Here is a 19,857-nt window from a genome sequence, read left to right as displayed (position 1 = left end):
CCTTACTCCCGGCACGCTCCGGTCGGGACCTTGTCGACCAGCGACGGTGCGCTGTCCAGCAGTGCATCGGTCGCCTTGTCCGTGAGCGCGAATCCGATGGGCTTGTTGGCCTCCGCCTTGGCGAAGATCGTGCCAGCCACGTGGCCGTCCGGCGTGATGAGCGGGCCGCCCGAGTTGCCTTGAATGACAGTGGCGCTCAGCGTGAAGATGTCGCGGTTGACGATCTTGGAACCGTAGATGTCACGTCCACCCATGACGCCCTCGTCACGGACGGCGGCCGGGGCCAGGTGGTAGTCGCCTCCGTTGGGGAAGCCTGCGGCCACGGCGGTCGCGCCCCTGGCCAGGTTCGCAACACGAGGAAGCGAATCGGCGTCGAGTCCGGGCACCCGCAGGATGGCGAGGTCCAGGTCGGGGTCGAACGCCACGACTCTCGCCCGCAGACGCGGCCCCTCGCCGCCCGCCTGGACGGTGATCTGCTCGCCGCCCGCCACCACGTGCGCGTTGGTCACGATGCGGTTCTTGCTGACCACCCAACCGCTGCCGAGCGTGATGTTGCGGCAGCTGTCGGAGGTGCTGCGGATCTTGAAGATGCTGTCGCGGGCCGCGGTGATGGCGGGGGACTTCGTCACGCTGTCGCCGGGCACGGGCACAGGCGCACTGGACGTGTCCGCATGGAACACCTCCGGGAACTGTGCGGTCTGGAGCTGGTCGTTCAGCTGGCCCACTGCCGAACGGGCGCCGTCCGGCATCGAGCGGTCGAGCCACCGCCAACCGTGCGAGCTGTCGATCCGCTCGCTGGCGTCCGCCGAGAGCAGCGGCCGGGCCGAGGAGAGGATCGCCCAGCCGGCGACCATCGCGACCAGAGCCATGGCCACGGCACCGAGGCTGGCGTCGACCATCCGGATGGGATGCCAGTCCGTCGCACCGACGACGAGGCGGCCCACGAGACCGAGCAGCGCCGCGCAGATGCTCGCGATGACCAGGGCCACGAGGATCACCACCAGCGCCGCGGTCACGTCGGAGTCCGGACGCAGACTGAGTGCGTCGATCAGGCCCGGCACGGCCCAGAGGCCGAAGAACAGCCCGGCGAGCCAACCGGTCGCCGACAGCGCGCTCGTCACGAAGCCGCGGTGCCAGCCGCCGAAGGCGCTCAGACCCACGGCGAGGAGGAGAAGGAGGTCGATCACATCGCACAGCATGCGTGCTGTTCCTGGGAGGTGCCCAGACCCACCCTGGGAGGTCTCCGGCATGCCGCCGAGCCACGGCACAGGGTGGCGTGCAACGATCCGGCGCCATGGGCGAGATCTGGGACCGCATCACGACAGTGCAACCGCTGCCGGCGCGCGGGGTGATCGAGCTCATGGGCGTGCTCGCCATCGGACTGGTCGCGTGGCCCGCCGCCTGGCGATACACCCGCCAAGCGGTGACCATCGCGCACGAGGGCTCCCACGCCTTCGTCGCCCTGTTGTGCGGTCGGTCGCTGCACGGCGTACGCCTGCACCGGGACACCTCGGGCCTCACCGTGACGCGTGGTCTGGCCCGCGGGCGTGGTCTCGTGGCAACGCTGGCGGCGGGCTACGTCGGTCCGGCGCTGCTCGGTCTGCTCGGAGCCTTCGTGCTCGGCCGCGGATACTCCGTCGCCCTGCTCTGGATCCTGCTGGTGATCCTGGTGCTGCTCCTGCTGCAGATCCGCAACTGGTTCGGGCTCGGCGTGATGCTGGTGGCCGGCGCCCTCCTGTTCGGCGTGACGTGGTGGATGCCGGGTGAGGGCCAGACCGCGTTCGGCTACCTGCTGATGTGGTTCCTTCTGCTGGCTTCACCGTGGGCCGTTGTCGACCTGCAGCGCTCGCGCCGACGCGGCCTGGGTTACGACTCCGACGCCGACCAGCTCGGCCGGCTGACCTTCCTTCCCGGCATGGGTTGGGTCATCCTCTTCATGACCGTGACGCTCGGCTGCCTCGTGCTCGGCGCGCTGATGATGCTCGGGCGGCTGACCTGATGGGTGACTCTCGCGCATGAAGGTCCTTGTCGCCACCACGTCGATCGGCGATCTCGACCCGGTTCGCGCCACCCAGGTGATCGGGGGCGCATGGACGGACAGGTCACCGCACGTGACGTTGACCACGCGGCCGATGTCGGCCGGTGGCGGCGGCTTCGTGTCAGCAGTCGGCGCGGTGCCCTCCGCGGAGCAGCGACTCGTGGTCCACGACGACGAACCCGTCACCGTCGTCCGCGACGCCGACGGCCGGGTCTACGTCGAAGCCGCTCAGGTGCTCGCCGTACGCCGAGAGGACCGGTCGTCGTACGCCCTCGGCCAGGTGCTCGCCGGCCTCGTTGCGGACGGCGTCACCGATCTCGTCGTCGGCGTCGGCGACGTGACCTGCCTCGACGGGGGCCTCGGAATGCTCCAGGCGCTGGTCGATGGGGACGCGCCGGCCGACGACCTGACCTGGCTCGACGAGCTGCGCGATCGACTTCGCGACGTCCGCATCACGGCCGCCGTCGACGACAACCTGCCACTGCTCGGCTTCCACGGAGCCGCGGCCTCGGCGGGCCTCGACGCGCAGGAGGCGCAGGCCCGCGAGCAGGCGATGGGTGCGTACGTCGACCGTGCGCGTCGCGTGGTCCCCGCAGCCCGGGACCTGCTGACCGGCAACGAGCGCCGGCTCGATCGCGAGCCGGGCGCCGGCGCGGGCGGTGGACTCGCGTACGGCCTGCTCCTGCTCGGCGGCCGGCTCCGCGAGGCGCCTGACGTGGTCGCCGAGGTCAACGGGCTCGAGGAGGCGATCGCCGCCGCCGACCTGGTGGTCACCGGCGAGACGGTCTTCGACTGGCGCAGCCTGGAGCACAGCGTGCTGGCACGGGTGAGCAGGAGCGCCGCGGCGGCCGCCAAACCGGTCGTCGTGCTGGCTCACGAGCAGCAGGTCGGTCGGCGGGAGGCCATGTCCCTGGGGATCGCGGGGACATACAGCGTCATCGACCCGGGCCGCCGAGGTCCGGACCGGCGCACCGGCCAGGAACCCGAGGTCCGGCTGGCCTCGCTGGTGCGGCGTGTCGCGGGCACCTGGACGCCTGCCTAGGCCAGGAGGTTTGGCCAGGTACATTGAATACATCGGGAACATGTCCCGGGCCTGCCTGGTTGGACCCTGAGACGGGAGCCTCCGGGCCACGATGCACGAACGAAGGGCTAACACGATGAGCGTGGAGACCACGACCGCTGACACGGCGGAGAAGACTCACGGCGTCGAGCTGACCGAGGTCGCCGCTGGCAAGGTCAAGAGCCTGCTGGAGCAGGAAGGCCGCGATGACCTGCGCCTGCGCGTCGGTGTGCAGCCCGGTGGCTGCTCCGGCCTGGTCTATCAGCTCTACTTCGACGAGCGCTCGCTCGACGGTGACCTGGTCCGTGACTTCGGCGGTGTCGAGGTCGTCGTCGACCGGATGAGCTCGCCCTACCTCGAGGGCGCGACGATCGACTTCGCCGACACGATCGAGAAGCAGGGCTTCACCATCGACAACCCCAACGCGGGCAGCAGCTGCGCGTGTGGTGACAGCTTCGGCTGAAAGACGATGCCGAGCCGAGACACGAAGTGGATCGGCGCGGAGGAGGAGTTCAGCCCGGGAAGTCACAGCGGCTGAGCGGTCCCGAGTCTTCCGATGACCGCCGGTTCCCACAGGGGACCGGCGGTTCGTCATTCTCGGCCCACGGACGAAGGTAGGGTCGCCGCGTGAATATCGCCATCACCGGATCTATCGCGACCGACCACCTGATGACCTTCTCGGGGCGGTTCGCCGACTCCCTGGTCGTCGAGCAGCTGGACAAGATCTCACTGTCCTTCCTGGCCGACGAGCTGCAGGTACGCCGAGGGGGAGTGGCCGCCAACATCGCGTTCGGCATGGCCAACCTCGGCCTGCGCCCCGTCCTGGTCGGTGCGGTCGGCGAGGACTTCGTCGACTACCGGTCCTGGCTGGAGCGGCACGGGGTCGACTGCGACTCCGTGCACGTGTCCGAGACCAAGCACACCGCGCGTTTCGTCTGCACGACCGACGATGACCAGGCCCAGATCGCCACGTTCTACGCCGGTGCGATGGCGGAGGCCCGCGAGATCGAGCTCGCGCCGATCGTCCAGCGCGTCGGCTCGCTCGACCTCGTCCTGGTCGGCGCCAACGACCCCGAAGGCATGCGCCGGCACACCCAGGAGTGCCGCACCCGCAAGATCCCGTTCATCGCCGACCCGTCGCAGCAGCTGGCGTTCGCGGACGGGCCGTTCATCCGCGACCTCATCGAGGGCGCGGAGTGGCTGTTCACCAACGAGTACGAGGCGCACCTCACCGAGCAGAAGACCGGCTGGAGCGGCGAGGAGATCCTCGACCGTGTCGGCACCCGAGTCATCACCAAGGGCAAGGACGGAGCCGTCATCCTCCGCAAGGGCGAGAAGCCGATCGAGGTCCCGGTCGCGGGACAGGTCACGGCTGTCGAGCCCACGGGTGTCGGTGACGCCTTCCGCGCCGGGTTCCTCGCCGCGCTGTCCTGGGGGCTGGAGCCCGAGCGCTGCGCGCAGGTCGGCTCGACCCTGGCGGCGTACGTCGTGGAGACGGTCGGCACCCAGGAGTACGACCTGCGTGCCGCGCACTTCGTCGACCGGCTCAAGGCGGCGTACGGCGAGGACAGCGCCACCGACGTCGCGGCGCACCTGAACCCCTGACGCCAGGGCCGTCCGTCCACCGCCATGCCGATCGAGCCACCGGCCACGTCCTGGGACCTGGCTTCGGCGCGGATGGACGTCGCTGACGACTTGGTCGCGGTCGGCGCCGACCTGGAGCCCGGCACCATCCTGTCGGCGTACCGGCTGGGTCTTTTCCCGATGGGTCTGGGCACCCACGGTCGGGCGCCGATCGGCTGGTGGGGTCCCGTACGCCGCGGCGTGCTGCTCCACGGCGACCTGCACGTGAGTCGGTCGCTGCGGCGGTCCATGCGGCGGTTCCACGTCACCGTGGACGCCGAGTTCGATGCGGTTCTCGACGGCTGCGCCGACCCCTCGCGCAGCGGACGCTGGATCACCGATGACATCCGGACGGCATACCGCCGCCTGCACGACCTGGGCTGGGCACACTCCATCGAGGTCTGGGAGGGCGAGGACCTGGTCGGCGGGCTCTACGGGATGGCGGTCGGGGGCCTGTTCGCGGGGGAGTCGATGTTCCACCACGCGACCGATGCCTCGAAGGCTGCGGTGCTCGCGCTGGACCGCCTCGTGTACGCCGACGGAGACCCTCGAAGGGTCATCGACGTGCAGTGGCGGACCCCACATCTGGCCACCCTGGGCGTCCGCGAGATCAGCAGAACGGCGTACCTCACGGCGCTCTCGGAGGCCCTCGAACTGGGGCCGCCCGACGCGTTCGGGGCGTAGGTCGAGCCCAACCGCGTAACGACTACTACCTCCGGTAGGGTTCCCCTGTGCCCTCAACGGAACTGCGGAAGGTAGGTCACGTGCGCCGGCCCCTTGATCCACCCGCTTCGGCGCGCCGTCGCCGATTGGCCGCGGCTGGTCTCGCTGGACTGCTGATGATGTCGCTCACTGGGTGCAGTGATCTCGTAGAACGAGGTTTCCTCCCCAAGGGCGTGACGTCTCACTCGGAAGAGTTCACGACTTTCTGGAACACCACCTGGCTGTGGGCCCTCGGCGTGGGCGTGTTCGTGTGGGGTCTGACGTTCTGGTGCGTCGTGCGCTACCGCCGCCGCAAGACCGATGTCGGTCTGCCGCCGCAGATGCAGTACAACGTGCCGATCGAGATCCTCTACACCGTGGTGCCGGTCTTCATGGTCGCGGTGCTGTTCGGCAAGACGGTCGAGCTCGACAACACTCTGCTTGACACCTCCAAGAAGCCCGACGTCACGATCAATGTCGTTGGTAAGCAATGGAGCTGGGACTTCAACTACGTCGAGGCCGGCGTCTACGACAGCGGCACGCAGGCCCACCTGACGGGCAAGCGCGGCGCCGAGAAGGGGCTGATCACGCTCTACCTGCCGGTCAACCAGCGCGTGGAGTTCGTGCTGACCGCACGCGATGTCATCCACTCGTTCTGGGTGCCGCAGTTCCTCCAGAAGCTCGACATGATGCCGGGCCGGGTCAACAAGTTCCAGGTCGTCCCGACCGAGACAGGCACCTTCCAGGGCAAGTGCGCCGAGCTGTGCGGTGCGTACCACAGCGAGATGCTGTTCCAGGTCAAGGTCGTGCCGCAGGCGGAATATCAGCAGCACGTCGCCTCGCTCAAGGCGCGTGGTCAGACGGGCTTCCTGAGCAACCGCCTGAACCGCTCCGAGCTGGTTCCGGGTGAGCAGCAGTTCCTGCCGCCGGGTGTCGACCAGTCCAGCATCGTCGAGGAGGGCAAGAAGTAATGGCCACCATCGTCACCCCGAGGCCCGGCACTCCCGGTGACCTCCCGGCGCGGCCGCAGCCCGTTCGTCGCCCTGGCCAGACGGTCGTCAAGTGGATGACCACCACCGACCACAAGGTCATCGGCAACCTCTACTTCATCACCTCGTTCCTGTTCTTCCTGTTCGGTGGTGTGCTCGCGCTGCTGATCCGCGCCGAGCTGTTCGACCCCGGTCTGCAGGTGGTCGATGACAAGGAACAGTTCAACCAGCTGTTCACGATGCACGGCACGATCATGCTGCTGCTGTTCGCGACACCGCTGTTCGCCGGATTCGCCAACGCGATCATGCCGCTGCAGATCGGTGCGCCCGACGTGGCGTTCCCGCGGCTGAACATGTTCGCGTACTGGCTCTACCTCTTCGGCGGCCTGATCGCCTCGGCCGGCTTCATCACGCCGCAGGGTGCGGCCGCGTTCGGCTGGTTCGCCTACTCACCGCTGTCCGATACGACCTACAGTCCAGGGCTCGGCGGCAATCTCTGGGTCTTCGGTCTGGCCCTGGCCGGCTTCGGCACGATCCTCGGCTCGGTCAACTTCATCACGACCATCATCTGCATGCGCGCACCCGGCATGACGATGTTCCGGATGCCGCTGTTCACCTGGACGGTGCTGGTCACGGCACTGCTTGCGATCATCGTCTTCCCGGTGCTGGCTGCGGCGCTGTTCGGCCTTGGTGCCGACCGCGTGATGAATGCGCATGTGTTCGACGCCTCCACCGGCGGAGCGATGCTGTGGCAGCACATGTTCTGGTTCTTCGGTCACCCCGAGGTCTACATCATCGCGCTGCCGTTCTTCGGCATCATCTCCGAGGTCATCCCGGTCTTCTCACGTAAGCCACTGTTCGGCTACAAGACCATGGTGTTCGCCCTCATCGGTATCGCCGCGTTGTCCGTCAGCGTGTGGGCGCACCACATGTACGCGACGGGTCAGGTGCTCCTGCCCTTCTTCGCGGTGATGACGATGCTGATCGCCGTCCCGACCGGTATGAAGTTCTTCAACTGGATCGGCACGATGTGGCAGGGGTCGTTGACGTTCGAGACACCCATGCTGTGGGCTCTTGGCTTCATCGTCACCTTCCTGTTCGGTGGCTTGACCGGTGTCATCCTGGCCAGTCCTGCGCTGGACTTCCACCTGACCGACTCCTACTTCGTGGTGGCGCACTTCCACTACGTCGTGTTCGGCACGGTGGTGTTCGCGATGTTCGCCGGGTGGTACTTCTGGTGGCCCAAGCTGACCGGCCGCATGCTGGATGAGCGGCTCGGCAAGATCCACTTCTGGATGCTGTTCATCGGCTTCCACATGACCTTCCTGATCCAGCACTGGCTGGGTGTGGCCGGTATGCCGCGTCGCTACGCCGACTACATGCCCGAGGACGGCTTCACCTGGATGAACCAGCTCTCCACCGTGGGAGCGTTCCTCCTGGGCGCCTCGATGATCCCCTTCAGCTACAACGTCTGGAAGACCTGGCGTACGGCGCCGATGGTCGAGTCCGATGACCCGTGGGGCTACGGCGGCTCCCTGGAGTGGGCGACGTCCTGCCCGCCGCCGCGCCACAACTTCGACTCGATCCCGCGGATCCGCTCGGAGCGTCCGGCCTTCGACCTCCATCACCCGGAGGCGGCGATCACCTCGGTGCAGCCGGCGCCTGATGCTCTCGCGAAGGCGATCGGTCCGGCCGACCATGGCTCGCAGACGCTGGGCGGGACCGAGACGGAGGAGACCCGATGAAGGTCGAGTACAAGCTCTTCACCATCCTGTTCGTCTTCTGCGTGGGCGTCGGGATCTGGTACGGCATCTGGACGGAGTGGAAGGAGCCGGTCGGTGCTGTCGGCCTCTTCCTGACCGCCGGCCTGTGCGCCATGATCGGCGGCTTCCTCGCCTGGACCGCGCGCAAGCTCGGACCGCGACCGGATGACGACCCGAACGGGCTGATCTCCGACATCGAGGGCGACTACGGCTTCTTCAGCCCCTACAGCTGGTGGCCGCTGTTCCTCGGCCTGTCCGGTGCGATCGTCTTCCTCGGACTCGCGGTCGGTTGGTGGCTGGTCATCCTCGGGATGCCGCTGCTCGCGATCTCGGCCGTCGGCTGGGTCTTCGAGTACTTCCGCGGCGAAAACGCGATTTAGTCCCTTCTGTCGCACTGAGAAGACCCGGTCTTCTCGTCCGGACCCGATGATCAATGGGTCACGACGAGAGGACCGGGTCTTCTCATGTGCGGACTCAGGCTGGACGGTCCGCAGTGAGCGTGCCGGCGGCTCCCCAGTTCTCCGGCGGCGTCTCCTGGATCCAGACCTGAACAGACTCCGGGGGTACGCCGAGACTGTCGACGAATGCCTCGGTGACGCCCTTCACCAGGGCTCGCTTCTTCTCGATGTCGCGGGGGCCCTGCAGGACGGTGACGATGGGCATGATGCTCCTTCTCGGACGAATGGATGTGCGGCGTTCTGCCGCAGTACCCATCGCACACCGGCGTCGTAGCCCGACCAAGACGCATTGACGACGCGCAGCGATCACGTCTGGTGATCAAGCTGAGCCGCCGCATGGCAGGCGCGCAGCAGCGCGGCTACTGGACCGGACGGCGTACCGCTCCTGGTCACCACCGAAGTCGGAAGCGCCAACGGCGGATCGACCTCCCGGAAGACCACCCGAGGGACGCGCAGCAGACGTGCATGAGCGGCGTACACGACCGTCCACGACGGCGACCCGGCACCGATCGCGGCGAGCGTGTCCGTCAGGTGGCCGCTGGGCGGCAGGCGGACGGGCTCGAAACCGGACGCCCCACATGCGGTGAGCACCAGGTCGACCAGAGCAGGATTGTGCCGCCGATCAACGAGCCGTAGAGGGAGCGACGCAAGGTCGGCCAGGGCGACCGGCTCAGGCAAGTTGGCGGTGACGTGATCAGCAGGAAGTGCCGCGAGAAGCGAGTCGTTCCAGACGGATTCAACATCGAGGTCAGGTTGCCGCTCCCGATCCAGACCGCGTACGAGCGCGGCGTCGAGCTGCCCAGAGCGCACTCGCTCCAGCCGTGCGCGCGTGCTCGTGCTGACGAGGTCGACCACGACTGGGGACGACTGGCTCTCCAGCTCACTGAGGATCGAGTCGAGCCGGCCACCAAGCCCGGAGCTCGTGCCGAGCCGTAGCGGGACCGGCCGCCCGTCGCGTGATGCCACGACCGCCGTCGCACGTGACACCGCGGCCAGAACGGCGCGTGCTTCCGGGAGGAACCGCTGACCGGTCTCCGTGAGCCGTACCGTCCGCGCGGACCGGTCGAACAGCTCGGCGCCGAGCTCGCGCTCGAGGCGGCGGATCTGCTGGCTGACGGCGGGTTGTCCGATGTGCAGCGACTCGGCAGCGCGGCCGAAGTGGAGGTGCTCGGCGACGGCGACGACATACTCCAGCTGTCGCAGCTCCATCGGCTATCCCCAGCCGAGCTCGTGCAGGCGGTCGTCGTCAATCCCGAAGTGGTGACCGAGCTCGTGGACGACCGTGACCGTGATCTGCTGGCGTAGATGCTCCGCGTCGCGGCACATCCTCTTCAGCGGCCCTCGGAAGATCGTGATGCGGTCAGGCATCGTGCCGTAGCCGTAGCCGCCGATGCGCTCGGGCAGGGGAGTGCCTTGGTAGAGACCGAGGAGGGTCGGGCCGTCGGGCGGTGACTCGTCCTCGACGAGGATCGCCACGTTGTCCATCCGGTCCAGGAACTGCGGCGGCACATGGTCCAACGCCTCTCCGACCAGGTCGTCGAACTCTGCATCGCTCATCGTCACAGCCACGCGCACATTGTCACCCGTGGCCGGACAGGGGACCGCACGGGGGACGACGAAGGGGCGGGACACCAGCTCATGGTGTCCCGCCCCTTCGTTGCTGAAGCTGGCGTCAGTCCCGATCGCCGGCGTGCTCGCCGACGTGGCCGTACGCGTGCCCGGCGGTGATCTCCTCGGCGCCACCGTGCAGGTGTCCACCGAACTCCGCCGGGTGACTGTCCTCGATGGCCGTGGCCTCGAGCGCCTCGTGCTCACCGTGATGGTGCGCAGCGGCGAGCTCGGCCGGTGTGACGGCCTCGATGCGGTCGCTGAAGAAGAAGTTGGACAGCTTGACCCGCAGGTCTTCCTTGGCCGCGCCCAGCCGGCGTACGCCGTGGCCGTCCGCAGCCTCGGACAGCTCGAGCGGTCGGTTGGTCTCGAACGACACCAGCTGCCAACGGGCGTAGGCATCCAGCGGCTCGTGAGCCTCGAAGAACTTGCCGTCCGCGGTCCGCACAATACGTCCGGTCTCCCGGCCGTGCAGGACGAGGTCGCGGTCGCGACGCTGCAGGCTCAGACAGATCCGCTTGGTCACCCAGAACACCAGCGGCGGCGCCACCACGCAGGCCACACGCAGGCCGTTGGTGATGTCGTTGATCGACAGGTGCAGCTTGATGGCGATGATGTCGTTGCCGGCAGCCAGGAACAGGATGCTGTAGAAGCTGATCGCCGCCATACCCAGCGCCGTCCGGACCGGAGCGTTGCGCGGGCGGTCCAGCAGGTGGTGCTCGCGCTTGTCTCCCTTGACCCACGCCTCGAGGAACGGGTATGCGCCGGCGATCGTGAACAGCACCGGGATCAGTGCGATCGCACCGAGGAAGATGTTGAAGCTCCACGTGGTGCCGAAGATGCTGAACTCCAGGAATCCTGGGAGTAGTCGTAGGGCTCCGTCGGCGAAGCCCATGTACCAGTCCGGCTGCGCACCGGCGGTGACCATCGTCGGCTCGTAGGGGCCGTACGCCCAGATCGGGTTGATCGTGACCAGGCCCGCGATCAGCGAGGTGATGCCGAAGACGATGAAGAAGAAGCCACCGGCCTTGGCCAGGTAGACCGGCATCATCGGGAAGCCGACGACGTTCTTCTCGGAGCGGCCCGGGCCGGGGTACTGGGTGTGCTTGTGCACCATCACCAGGATGATGTGCGCGGTGAACAGCCCGACGATGATCGCGGGCAGCAGCAGCACGTGGACGGTGAATAGGCGCGGGATGATCTCCTCGCCCGGGAAGCCGCCGCCGAACACCATGTAGGAGATGTAGGAGCCGAGCACGGGGATGGAGAGCATGAAGCCCTGTGCGGCTCGTAGGCCGGTGCCGGAGAGCAGGTCGTCCGGCAGCGAGTAGCCGGCGAAGCCTTCGACCAGCGCGAGCATCAGCAGGTTGAGGCCGATGATCCAGTTGATCTCACGCGGCTTGCGGAAAGCGCCCGTGAAGAACACGCGGAACATGTGCAGCATGATCGAGACGATGAACAGCAGCGCCGACCAGTGGTGGATCTGCCGAATGATCAGCCCACCCTTGACATCGAAAGAGATGTTCACGGTGGAGGCGTACGCCTCGGACATCTGAATGCCCTTGAGCGGCTCGTAGCTGCCGTCGTAGATCGTGTGTCCGGCGCTCGGGACGAACCAGAACGTCAGGAACGTGCCGGTCAGCAGCAGGATCACCAGGGAGTACATGGCGATCTCGCCGAGCATGAACGACCAGTGGTCCGGGAAGACCTTCTTCATGAGGTACCGGAAGCCCTTGGCCGTGCCGGTCCGCTCGTCGACCCAGTTGGACAGGGCGCCTACCGCGCCGCCGCCTGCCTTGGCCGGAGCCTTCGTGTCGTCGTCCTTGCGCAACGCGTCGGCGCTGCGTGCGGGGCTGTCGGTGCTCATCCACGCTCCCAGAAACTCGGACCGACGGGCTCGGCGAAGCCCTGGTCGGCCTGGAGGTAACCCTCAGTATCAACGGAGATCTTCAGCTGCGGCAAGGGCCGCTTGGCCGGACCGAAGATGACCTTGCAGTCCTCGGTCATGTCGAACGTCGACTGGTGGCACGGGCACAGCAGGTGGTGGGTCTGCTGCTCGTAGAGGCCGACCGGGCACCCGACGTGCGTGCAGATCTTGGAGTAGGCGACGACGCCGTCGACACCCCAGTCACGCTGTCGCTGGCTCTTGATCAGGGACTCCTCGAGGCGCACGAGGATCACGGAGGCCTTGACCTTCTCGTTGAGCGGCTCCTTGGTCTCGTTGATGCCCTCGGGCAGCACGTGGAAGACCGAGCCCAGCGTCACGTCGGACAGGCGGATCGCGGTGCCCTCCGGATCGCGCATCAGGCGACGCTTCTTGCCGCCCTTGCCGTCCCGCTGGCCGATCCGGGTGCTCCACAGCGTGGTCGAGAGGTCGTTGTGGGGGAGCGGACCGAGCGAGCCGACCAGCTGCAGGCCGAGCGGCACCGCGAACAGGCCGAGCGCACCACCCAGGCTGTACTTGATCAGCGGGCGACGCTTGATCTGTGAGGTCTCGGCGCCGTAGTCGACGACCTCGAGCGCACCCTGTCGGGCCTCGTCGTCCGAGCGCAGCACGTGGCGCTCCTCGACGATCTCCTCATCGGACATCAGCGTCTTGGCCCAGTGCACCGCGCCGAGGCCGATGCCCAGGAGCGAAAGTCCGAGCGAGACGCCGAGCGCGACGTGCAGCGCGTTGGTCTCGCCGATCATCGGCAGGCTGACAACCTCGTTGTCATCGATGGCGAAGTAGGCGACCGCGAAGGCCACCGTCGCCAGCATCGACATGCCGAACAGGCCTGCGACCTGGCGCTCTGAGCGCCGTGCAGCAGCCTCGTCGTCGTCACCGTGCCGGTGGACGTGCGGTGGAAAGCCAGGGTTTTCGAACCGGGCGGGCAGCTGGCCGGTGCCCTCCACGTGGCCGTCGGCCAGGTTGACGACCGAGGAGCCGTGGCTCTCGGCAGGAAGGTTCTGGTCGTGCTCACTCATCAGGCAGCCTTCCGTCCCAGCCAGATCGCCGCACCGATGAGCACGCCGATGCCGATCGTCCAGGCGAACAAGCCCTCGGAGACCGGGCCCATGTTGCCGAGGTTGTGACCACCGGCGTTGGCCTCGCTGTCGACGTTGTGCAGGTAGCTGACGATGTCGTTCTTGTCCTCTGGCGAGAGGTTGTTGTCGTTGAAGACCGGCATCGACTGCGGGCCGGTCAGCATGGCCTCGTAGACGTGCTTGCCCTCGATACCGCGCAGGGCCGGTGCGTACTTGCCGCGCGTCAGCGCGCCACCGGAGCCGGCGAAGTTGTGGCACATCGCGCAGTTGACGCGGAACAGCTCACCGCCCTTGGCGATGTTGCCGCCGCCCTTGGTGTATTCCTCCGCGGGCACTGCCGGGCCGGGGCCGAGCGAGGCGACGTAGGCCGCGAGCTGCTTGGTCTGGTTGGCGTCCATCGTGACCTTGTTACGGCCCGCCTGGACACCGGGCTGCGTCAACGGCATCCGACCGGTGCCGACCTGGAAGTCGACCGCGGCCGCACCGACACCCACGAGCGAGGGGCCGGCGTTGGTGCCGTTGGCGTTGGTGCCGTGGCAGGTGGCGCAGTTGGCCAGGAAGAGACGCTTGCCGGCGTTCACGTCATCGGCGGTCGCGGTGGACGCCTTGGCGTCCTTGGGTGCGAGCGCGGCGTAAAGGCCACCAGTCACGACCAGTCCCAGCAGCAGCACCACCACGATGGCTGCTGGGTGTCGGCGGCGAGCGGCGAGGGAGCTCACGTCGTTGTCCTGTCGTCGTCGGAACGGAGTGCGAGTCGGCGGCTGGTCATGGCGCCTACTGCAGGAGGTAGATGGTCGCGAACAGCGCGATCCAGACCACATCGACGAAGTGCCAGTAGTAGCTGGTCACGATGGCGCCGGTCGCCTGGTGGTGGGTGTACTTCCGGGACGTGAAGGTGCGTCCGATGATCAGCAGGAAGGCCAGGAGGCCGCCGGTCACGTGCAGGCCGTGGAAGCCGGTGGTGAGGTAGAACATCGAGCCGTACGCGTCGGAGTCGAGACGGACTCCCTCGCCGACGAGCTCGGAGTACTCCATGACCTGACCGGCGACGAATGTCGCGCCGAACAGGTAGGTCAGGACGTACCACTCACGCATGCCCCACTGGCTGACCTGCCGCAGCTTGCCCGTGCGGAACGGCACACCCTGCTCAGCCTTGAAGACGCCCAGCTGGCACCAGATCGAGGAGATCACCAGGATCAGGGTGTTGGCGAGTGCGTACGGGACGTTGAGGACCTCGGTGTTCTTGGTCCAGAGCTCCGGTGCCACTGACCGGATCGTGAAGTACATCGCGAACAGTCCCGCGAAGAACATGAGCTCGCTGGCGAGCCAGACCATCGTGCCGACGGCCGTCATGTTCGGTCGGGTGACTGGTCCGTGTCCGGCAGGGATTCCATGTTGGCTCGTCTGAGCAGTCGCGGTCGCCACGTCGGTCATTATGGCCCTATCCCTGCGGCCGTGTGCGCACGACCCCCCGCCGGGCACGCGGATTCCCGGAAGGCCGGGCCTGCGGTGCGACATCGCATACGACACAGCGTAGTACGACGGGCTGTCGGGCAGTACCCCTTCGCCGTCCGAAACGCCTTGGGTCAGGCGAAGGTTCCGCAGCGGGGTGGGTAGCATCGCGGGCATGCCCTCGACCGCTCCCGTGCCCTCGACCATACGCAGCCTGTCGGTCCTCCTCTACAGCGACGACATCGCGACCCGAGACGCTGTCCGCGTCGGGGTCGGCCGTCGACCTGCTAAGGACGTCGAGATCGAGCGGTGGCGTGAGTGCGCGACGGCTCCTGCCGTGATCGAGGCGGTGGAGGCCGGCGGGTACGACGTCCTCCTGCTCGACGGTGAGGCCACCCCGGTGGGTGGCATGGGTCTGTGCCGTCAGCTCAAGAACGAGATCTTCGACTGCCCGCCCGTCATCGTGCTCACCGGCCGACCGCAGGATGCGTGGCTGGCCTCGTGGTCGCTGGCCGATGCCGCTGTGCCGCACCCGATCGACCCGCTCACGCTGGGCGCGACGATCGCCGACGTGGCGCGGCGTCTCGTCGCCACTCCCTGACGATGGCTGATCAGCAGCCGGCCGAGCGGACCTGGCCCAGCGTGCTGACGGCCCTGCTCGCCGGTCACGACCTGACTGCCGACGACACGCAGTGGGTCATGGATCAGGTCCTCAGCGAGCGGGCGGAGCCGGCACAGCTGGCCGGCTTCCTCGTGGCCCTACGCGCCAAGGGCGAGACGGCAGCCGAGATGCGTGGCCTCGCCGACGGGATGCTCGGGCACGCCCTCCGTATCGATGTGCCGGGCACCACGCTCGACATCGTCGGGACCGGCGGCGACCAGGCGCACACCGTCAACATCTCGACCATGGCGGCTGTCGTCGCCGCTGGGTCGGGCGCCAAGGTGGTCAAGCACGGCAACCGGGCGGCGTCCTCGTCATCGGGAGCCGCCGACGTGCTCGAAGCGCTCGGCGTACGACTCGATCTCACGCCCGAGCAGGTACGTCAGGTCGTCGAGCAGGCAGGCATCACGTTCTGCTTCGCACAGACTTTCCACCCGTCGTTCCGACATGCCGGCACCGTCCGTCGGGCTCTGGGCATCCCCACGGCCTTCAACGTGTTGGGGCCGCTCACCAACCCCGGACAACCTCGCTACTCCGCAACCGGTGTCGCCGACGGCCGGATGGCGCCGTTCATCGCCGAGGTCTTCGCCGGCCGTGGTCGGGACGCAGCCGTCTTCCGTGGCGATGACGGTCTGGATGAGCTGACGCTGTCCACGACCTCACAGGTCTGGTGGGTTCGTGACGGCTCCGTCAGTGAGCTCGAGCTCGACCCGTCGGCGCTCGGTCTCGACCGCGCGCCGCTGTCCGCGTTGCGCGGTGGCGATGCTGCCCACAACGCTCAGGTGGCCCGCGAGGTGTTCGCGGGGTCGACCGGGCCGGTACGGGACGCGGTGGTGCTCAATGCCGGGATGGCGATCGGCCTGACCTTGCTCGACGGCAAGGAAGGGCAGTTCGGCGGGTACGACGACCTCACCTCATTGGTGCGGGCCGGCATCCAGGTCGCTCAGGAGACCATCGATCGCGGTGCCGCGGCGCAAGCCCTGGACCGCTGGGTACGCGCCAGCGCGGCAGTCGCAGCCGCCGGCTGACTGCGCAGAGACGCGGACGACTCAGTCGTTGCCGATGCTGAAGGCCGCGCCGAGGTCGTCGGCGGAGTAGGTGCGGAACGCGATGTGGGTCTGCGTGTCGCGCACGCCTTCGACCTTGTTGAGGCGGTCGGCGATCACGTCGGCGAAGTCTTCGTGCCGCGCGACCTTGGCCACAGCGATCAGGTCGACGTTGCCTGTCACGGAGTAGACCTCGCTGACCCCCTCGATCTCGGCGATCGCCTGAGCGACCTCGGGGATGCGGTTGACATCGGCATTGATCAGGACGATGGCGGAGATCACGTGCCCACCCTAGCCAAGCCGCCCGGAGCGGCCCGACGCCACCGCGCCCGGAGGGCGGTGGAGTGAGCGGCCAGGTGCCTCACCGAAGCCGGCGACCTCCTCGCGAGCGCGCAGCATCGGCTCCAGTCGGTCGCGTGCACCGCCCGCGCCGTGCATCGGGCAAGTCCACTCGCCGTCGACGTGAACCATGCGGACGCCCGGCGACTCCAACCAGCGCAGGACCTTCTCGGTCTCCTCGGGGAGGGCCGCCGGCGCCGGAGCGATCCCCGGCAGTACGTCTTCGGCACCGACGCGCAGCGCCTCGATGACCGGCATGGGGTCAGCCCCAGGAGCCGTCGTGGTGGTCGCCGCGAGGCGACCGAAACGTACGCAGACGATCTCCCAGCCGCCCTGCTCGACCCGCCGTGCCGCGACGACTTCGGGGCTGGCCGCCAGCGGCCGAATCCGTTGAGCCCGCGCCGCCGCTCGGACCAGAGCCATCAGGCGGTCGCGCAGGTGGCCGGCATCCTCGAAGCGCTCTCTGCCGGCCAGCACGCTCATCCGCTCCTCGAGCGCCTCCACGACGTGCCGCACGTCGCCGCTCAGCGCGTCGGCGGCTCGCTGCACGACCTCGTCGTAGGACTCCGGGGACTGGGCGCCCGTGCACGGGGCGCCACACCGCCCCATCTCGGCGAGGACGCAGGCGCTGCCCGTGCCCCGAACCGACATCCGCACGGTGCACTGCCGCAGCGGGACCACCTCGTGGAGTGCGGCGACCGCGTCCTGCGCCTGGTTGCGTGACCCGAACGGACCGACGTACTGAGCACCGTCGTCCCGCACCTCCTTGACCACGGACAGCCGCGGAAAGGGCTCGACGGTGAGCTTGACCCACACGGCCTTCTCCGGGAAGCGCGATCGCCGGTTGTAGCGCGGCTTGTGCTCGGCGATCAGCCGCAGCTCGCGCACCTCCGCCTCGAGCGGGGTGGCGCACACGATCGGCGTGATGCTCTCGGCGATGCCGACCATCTCGGCCATCCGGGTGCGCTGCTCACTGGACGTGAAGTAGGTGCGGACCCGGCGGCGGATGTCGACCGACGTGCCGACGTACAGCGGTCGTTGCTGACCGTCCTTGAAGATGTAGACACCGGGCGCGGACGGGAGGTTGTCGGCCAGGAACCGCTTGCGGCGCTGCTGCGGGCTGACCCGGGACGTGAACGACTGCAGCTCCTCCAGCGTCGTCACGCCGAGGTTGCCGACCCGACCCATGAGCGCGTGCAGCACGTCCACGGTCGCCTGGGCGTCGTGCAGGGCCCGGTGGTCGGGAGTCGTCGCCGCGCCGAACAGCTGGGCCAGCGTGCCGAGCTTGCGGTTGGGCGCCTCGTCGCGGGTGACCAGCTGGCGGGCCAGATGAGCGGTGTCGACGACCGCATGTCCGGGCCACTCCAGACCCAGACGGGACGTCGCCGCCTTGAGGAACGTGATGTCGAAGGGCGCGTTGTGGGCGACCAGCACCGAGCCCTTGGCGAACTCGAGGAAGGACGGCAGGACCGAGTCGATCCGAGGCGCGGACGCCACCATGCGGTCGGTGATGCCGGTGAGCACCGAGATGAACGCGGGGATCGGCAGACCGGGGTTGACGAGGGTCTGGAACTCCCCGAGCACCTCTCCGGCGCGGACCTTCACCGCACCGACCTCGGTGATCTCGGAGGCGACCGGGCTGCCGCCTGTGGTCTCAAGGTCGACCACCACGAAGGTGACGTCGTGCAGCGGCGTACCCAGGTCGTCGAACGTCGCCTGGATCGCGTGCTGGACCTTGCTGGCTGGCATGGATCGAACGCTAGGCGGGACCACCGACACACCACGTCAGGCGCGCGGAGGCGCCTTGGTGGGCTGCGGAAAAGCGTTGGCGCACAGTGCTGTCCAAGGATCACGATCGATGAATGACAGCGACCTGGGCGGCAGCGGATCTGCCCGAGGGCCCCGAGCCCTCCGACGTGCGCGAGGCCCGTGTCCGGGCTGCGAGCCGCACCTGGTCGACGAGCCAACGCGTTCATCCTGGCGACGTGAGCTGGTCCGCCGCTGCTCCGGAGCCCGACCGTGTCGTACGCCGGATCTGGACGTCGGGGGAGAGGCTCGTCGCGTGGGCGTACGCGGAGGGAGACGCCGCGTTGGCGTACGTCGAGGTGCATGTCGACCCGACAGCCGACCCGTTGCTGGGGGATGAGGTCATGGCCTGGTGTCGGGACCAGGCGAGTGTCGCGGTCGTACCGGTGCTGGACCGTGAGCGCCACCTCCTGCGAGCGCTGAAAGGCGTTGGGGCGCAGGAGGATTCGTCGGCACCATGGTTCGTGCACCAGTGCCGCGCGCTGAGCGGTTTGCTGCCGCAGCCGTTGATGCCGGCGGGCTACCGGGTTCGACCGGTCCGCTCTGGCGAGGAGGACGAGCGCGTCGCAGTGCACCGCCGCTCGTGGGCGCCCGCGCGGGTTCAGGAGCTCGCCGGGCAGCCCGTCACCAGTGATGCCGAGTCGTCGTTCGACCGGGCCGCCTACGACCGGGTGATCGCGACGACGCTGTACTGGCGGGACCTGGACGTGGTCGTCCAAGCGCCGGACGGGCGACTGGTCGCCACAGCGTTGGGATGGTTCGACCCGAGGTCGCGCAGCGGGTTGATCGAGCCCGTGGGCACGGACCCGTCGTACGCCGTTCGCGGCCTGGGCAGGGCCGCCTGCGCGGCGCTCCTGGTCGCCTTGGCCGAGGCCGGTGCGACCCGCGCGCTCGTGTGCCCGCGCGGGGACGACGGCTATCCGGTCCCGCGGCACCTGTACTCAACGCTCGGGATGACGCCGGTCGCGCGTACCAGGACGTATCAGATCGGGGCTGTCGGTGGTGCCGCATAGCGTGCGGAGCAGGACACGACGGAAGGAGGACGGCGATGATCGTCGACTGCCAGACCTGCCCCGTGCGAGGCACTCGCTGCGAGGACTGCATGGTCACGGCGATGCTGACCATCTCGGTGCACGATCTCCCGCTGGACCCCGCCGAGCGAGAGGCGCTCACCATGCTGGTGAGCTCCGGGTTGGTCAGCGCCACGGAGGCGCATCAGGCGACCGCTCGGCGCGAGGCGTGGCCCGGCCTGGCTTCCGTCGGCTGAGGCACGGGCCGGTCCGAC

Annotated in this window: 22 protein-coding genes; 12 read left to right on the top strand and 10 right to left on the bottom strand. The window is 68.2% G+C overall.

Annotated features, from left to right (window positions below; translation table 11 throughout):
* Positions 1-2: 2 nt before the first annotated feature.
* Positions 3-1,187, bottom strand: a complete 1,185-nt coding sequence (locus VV02_RS16945) for a MarP family serine protease (protein ID WP_169787712.1) — start codon at positions 1,185-1,187, stop codon at positions 3-5.
* 107 nt (positions 1,188-1,294) lie between these two features.
* On the opposite strand from VV02_RS16945, the gene VV02_RS16940 reads away from it, so the two are divergent.
* The 8 genes from VV02_RS16940 to VV02_RS16905 all read left to right on the top strand — a co-directional run bounded on the left by VV02_RS16940 (position 1,295) and on the right by VV02_RS16905 (position 8,555).
* Positions 1,295-1,999 (top strand): M50 family metallopeptidase, encoded by a 705-nt coding sequence (locus tag VV02_RS16940; protein WP_052593349.1) that lies wholly within the window; start codon positions 1,295-1,297, stop codon positions 1,997-1,999.
* Positions 2,000-2,015: 16 nt separating this feature from the next.
* The gene (locus VV02_RS16935; RefSeq protein ID WP_052593347.1) at positions 2,016-3,080 is read left to right on the top strand and encodes a glycerate kinase; all 1,065 of its coding nucleotides are present in this window, start codon (positions 2,016-2,018) and stop codon (positions 3,078-3,080) included.
* A gap of 115 nt (positions 3,081-3,195) precedes the next feature.
* The gene (locus VV02_RS16930; protein WP_052593345.1) at positions 3,196-3,561 is read left to right on the top strand and encodes a HesB/IscA family protein; all 366 of its coding nucleotides are present in this window, start codon (positions 3,196-3,198) and stop codon (positions 3,559-3,561) included.
* A 164-nt stretch (positions 3,562-3,725) separates the two neighbouring features.
* Positions 3,726-4,703, top strand: coding sequence for a carbohydrate kinase family protein (locus VV02_RS16925; protein ID WP_052593343.1), 978 nt, complete (start codon positions 3,726-3,728; stop codon positions 4,701-4,703).
* A gap of 24 nt (positions 4,704-4,727) precedes the next feature.
* Positions 4,728-5,405: a leucyl/phenylalanyl-tRNA--protein transferase gene (gene aat / locus VV02_RS16920; protein ID WP_052593341.1), complete on the top strand. Its 678-nt coding sequence runs from the start codon at positions 4,728-4,730 to the stop codon at positions 5,403-5,405.
* A gap of 47 nt (positions 5,406-5,452) precedes the next feature.
* Complete coding sequence (gene ctaC / locus VV02_RS16915; protein ID WP_483806978.1) at positions 5,453-6,394, top strand: aa3-type cytochrome oxidase subunit II; 942 nt, start codon at positions 5,453-5,455, stop codon at positions 6,392-6,394.
* Positions 6,394-8,157, top strand: coding sequence for an aa3-type cytochrome oxidase subunit I (ctaD, locus tag VV02_RS16910; RefSeq protein ID WP_052593337.1), 1,764 nt, complete (start codon positions 6,394-6,396; stop codon positions 8,155-8,157). The genes ctaC and ctaD overlap by 1 nt, the downstream gene beginning before the upstream one ends.
* The gene (locus VV02_RS16905; RefSeq protein WP_052593335.1) at positions 8,154-8,555 is read left to right on the top strand and encodes a cytochrome c oxidase subunit 4; all 402 of its coding nucleotides are present in this window, start codon (positions 8,154-8,156) and stop codon (positions 8,553-8,555) included. The genes ctaD and VV02_RS16905 overlap by 4 nt, the downstream gene beginning before the upstream one ends.
* Before the next feature lie 94 nt (positions 8,556-8,649).
* Here the strand turns inward: VV02_RS16905 and dmpI are convergent, their stop codons facing one another.
* The 7 genes from dmpI to ctaE all read right to left on the bottom strand — a co-directional run bounded on the left by dmpI (position 8,650) and on the right by ctaE (position 14,702).
* On the bottom strand, positions 8,650-8,838 hold the full coding sequence (gene dmpI, locus VV02_RS16900) for a 4-oxalocrotonate tautomerase DmpI (protein WP_052593332.1): 189 nt from the start codon (positions 8,836-8,838) through the stop codon (positions 8,650-8,652).
* A gap of 101 nt (positions 8,839-8,939) precedes the next feature.
* The gene (locus VV02_RS16895; RefSeq protein ID WP_052593330.1) at positions 8,940-9,842 is read right to left on the bottom strand and encodes a LysR family transcriptional regulator; all 903 of its coding nucleotides are present in this window, start codon (positions 9,840-9,842) and stop codon (positions 8,940-8,942) included.
* A 3-nt stretch (positions 9,843-9,845) separates the two neighbouring features.
* On the bottom strand, positions 9,846-10,202 hold the full coding sequence (locus tag VV02_RS16890; protein WP_425412276.1) for a metallopeptidase family protein: 357 nt from the start codon (positions 10,200-10,202) through the stop codon (positions 9,846-9,848).
* A gap of 103 nt (positions 10,203-10,305) precedes the next feature.
* The gene (qcrB, locus tag VV02_RS16885) at positions 10,306-12,108 is read right to left on the bottom strand and encodes a cytochrome bc1 complex cytochrome b subunit (RefSeq protein WP_052593328.1); all 1,803 of its coding nucleotides are present in this window, start codon (positions 12,106-12,108) and stop codon (positions 10,306-10,308) included.
* Positions 12,105-13,208: a cytochrome bc1 complex Rieske iron-sulfur subunit gene (gene qcrA / locus VV02_RS16880; protein ID WP_052593326.1), complete on the bottom strand. Its 1,104-nt coding sequence runs from the start codon at positions 13,206-13,208 to the stop codon at positions 12,105-12,107. Before qcrA ends, qcrB begins: the two co-directional genes overlap by 4 nt.
* On the bottom strand, positions 13,208-13,987 hold the full coding sequence (gene qcrC, locus VV02_RS16875) for a cytochrome bc1 complex diheme cytochrome c subunit (protein ID WP_052593324.1): 780 nt from the start codon (positions 13,985-13,987) through the stop codon (positions 13,208-13,210). Before qcrC ends, qcrA begins: the two co-directional genes overlap by 1 nt.
* Positions 13,988-14,042: 55 nt before the next feature.
* A complete protein-coding gene (ctaE, locus tag VV02_RS16870; RefSeq protein WP_083450241.1) occupies positions 14,043-14,702 on the bottom strand; it encodes an aa3-type cytochrome oxidase subunit III in 660 nt (219 codons plus the stop codon).
* A 193-nt stretch (positions 14,703-14,895) separates the two neighbouring features.
* Between ctaE and VV02_RS16865 the strand changes: the two genes are divergently transcribed.
* On the top strand, positions 14,896-15,321 hold the full coding sequence (locus VV02_RS16865) for a response regulator transcription factor (protein ID WP_052597161.1): 426 nt from the start codon (positions 14,896-14,898) through the stop codon (positions 15,319-15,321).
* 2 nt (positions 15,322-15,323) lie between these two features.
* Entirely contained in the window at positions 15,324-16,409 is a 1,086-nt protein-coding gene (gene trpD, locus VV02_RS16860; protein ID WP_052593322.1) for an anthranilate phosphoribosyltransferase, read from the top strand.
* A 21-nt stretch (positions 16,410-16,430) separates the two neighbouring features.
* Here trpD and VV02_RS16855 read toward each other — a convergent pair whose 3' ends face one another.
* Complete coding sequence (locus VV02_RS16855) at positions 16,431-16,709, bottom strand: Lrp/AsnC family transcriptional regulator (RefSeq protein ID WP_052593320.1); 279 nt, start codon at positions 16,707-16,709, stop codon at positions 16,431-16,433.
* Between the two features lie 9 nt (positions 16,710-16,718).
* A complete protein-coding gene (locus VV02_RS16850; RefSeq protein WP_052593319.1) occupies positions 16,719-18,515 on the bottom strand; it encodes a DEDD exonuclease domain-containing protein in 1,797 nt (598 codons plus the stop codon).
* Between the two features lie 113 nt (positions 18,516-18,628).
* Here VV02_RS16850 and VV02_RS16845 point away from each other — a divergent pair, with 113 nt between their 5' ends.
* Complete coding sequence (locus VV02_RS16845) at positions 18,629-19,585, top strand: GNAT family N-acetyltransferase (RefSeq protein WP_052593317.1); 957 nt, start codon at positions 18,629-18,631, stop codon at positions 19,583-19,585.
* Positions 19,586-19,620: 35 nt separating this feature from the next.
* Positions 19,621-19,839, top strand: a complete 219-nt coding sequence (locus VV02_RS16840) for a hypothetical protein (protein WP_052593315.1) — start codon at positions 19,621-19,623, stop codon at positions 19,837-19,839.
* The last annotated feature ends 18 nt before the right edge of the window (positions 19,840-19,857 follow it).

This window comes from Luteipulveratus mongoliensis (assembly GCF_001190945.1).
Taxonomy (GTDB): Bacteria; Actinomycetota; Actinomycetes; order Actinomycetales; family Dermatophilaceae; genus Luteipulveratus; species Luteipulveratus mongoliensis.
This window is presented reverse-complemented; position numbering and strand designations above follow the sequence as displayed.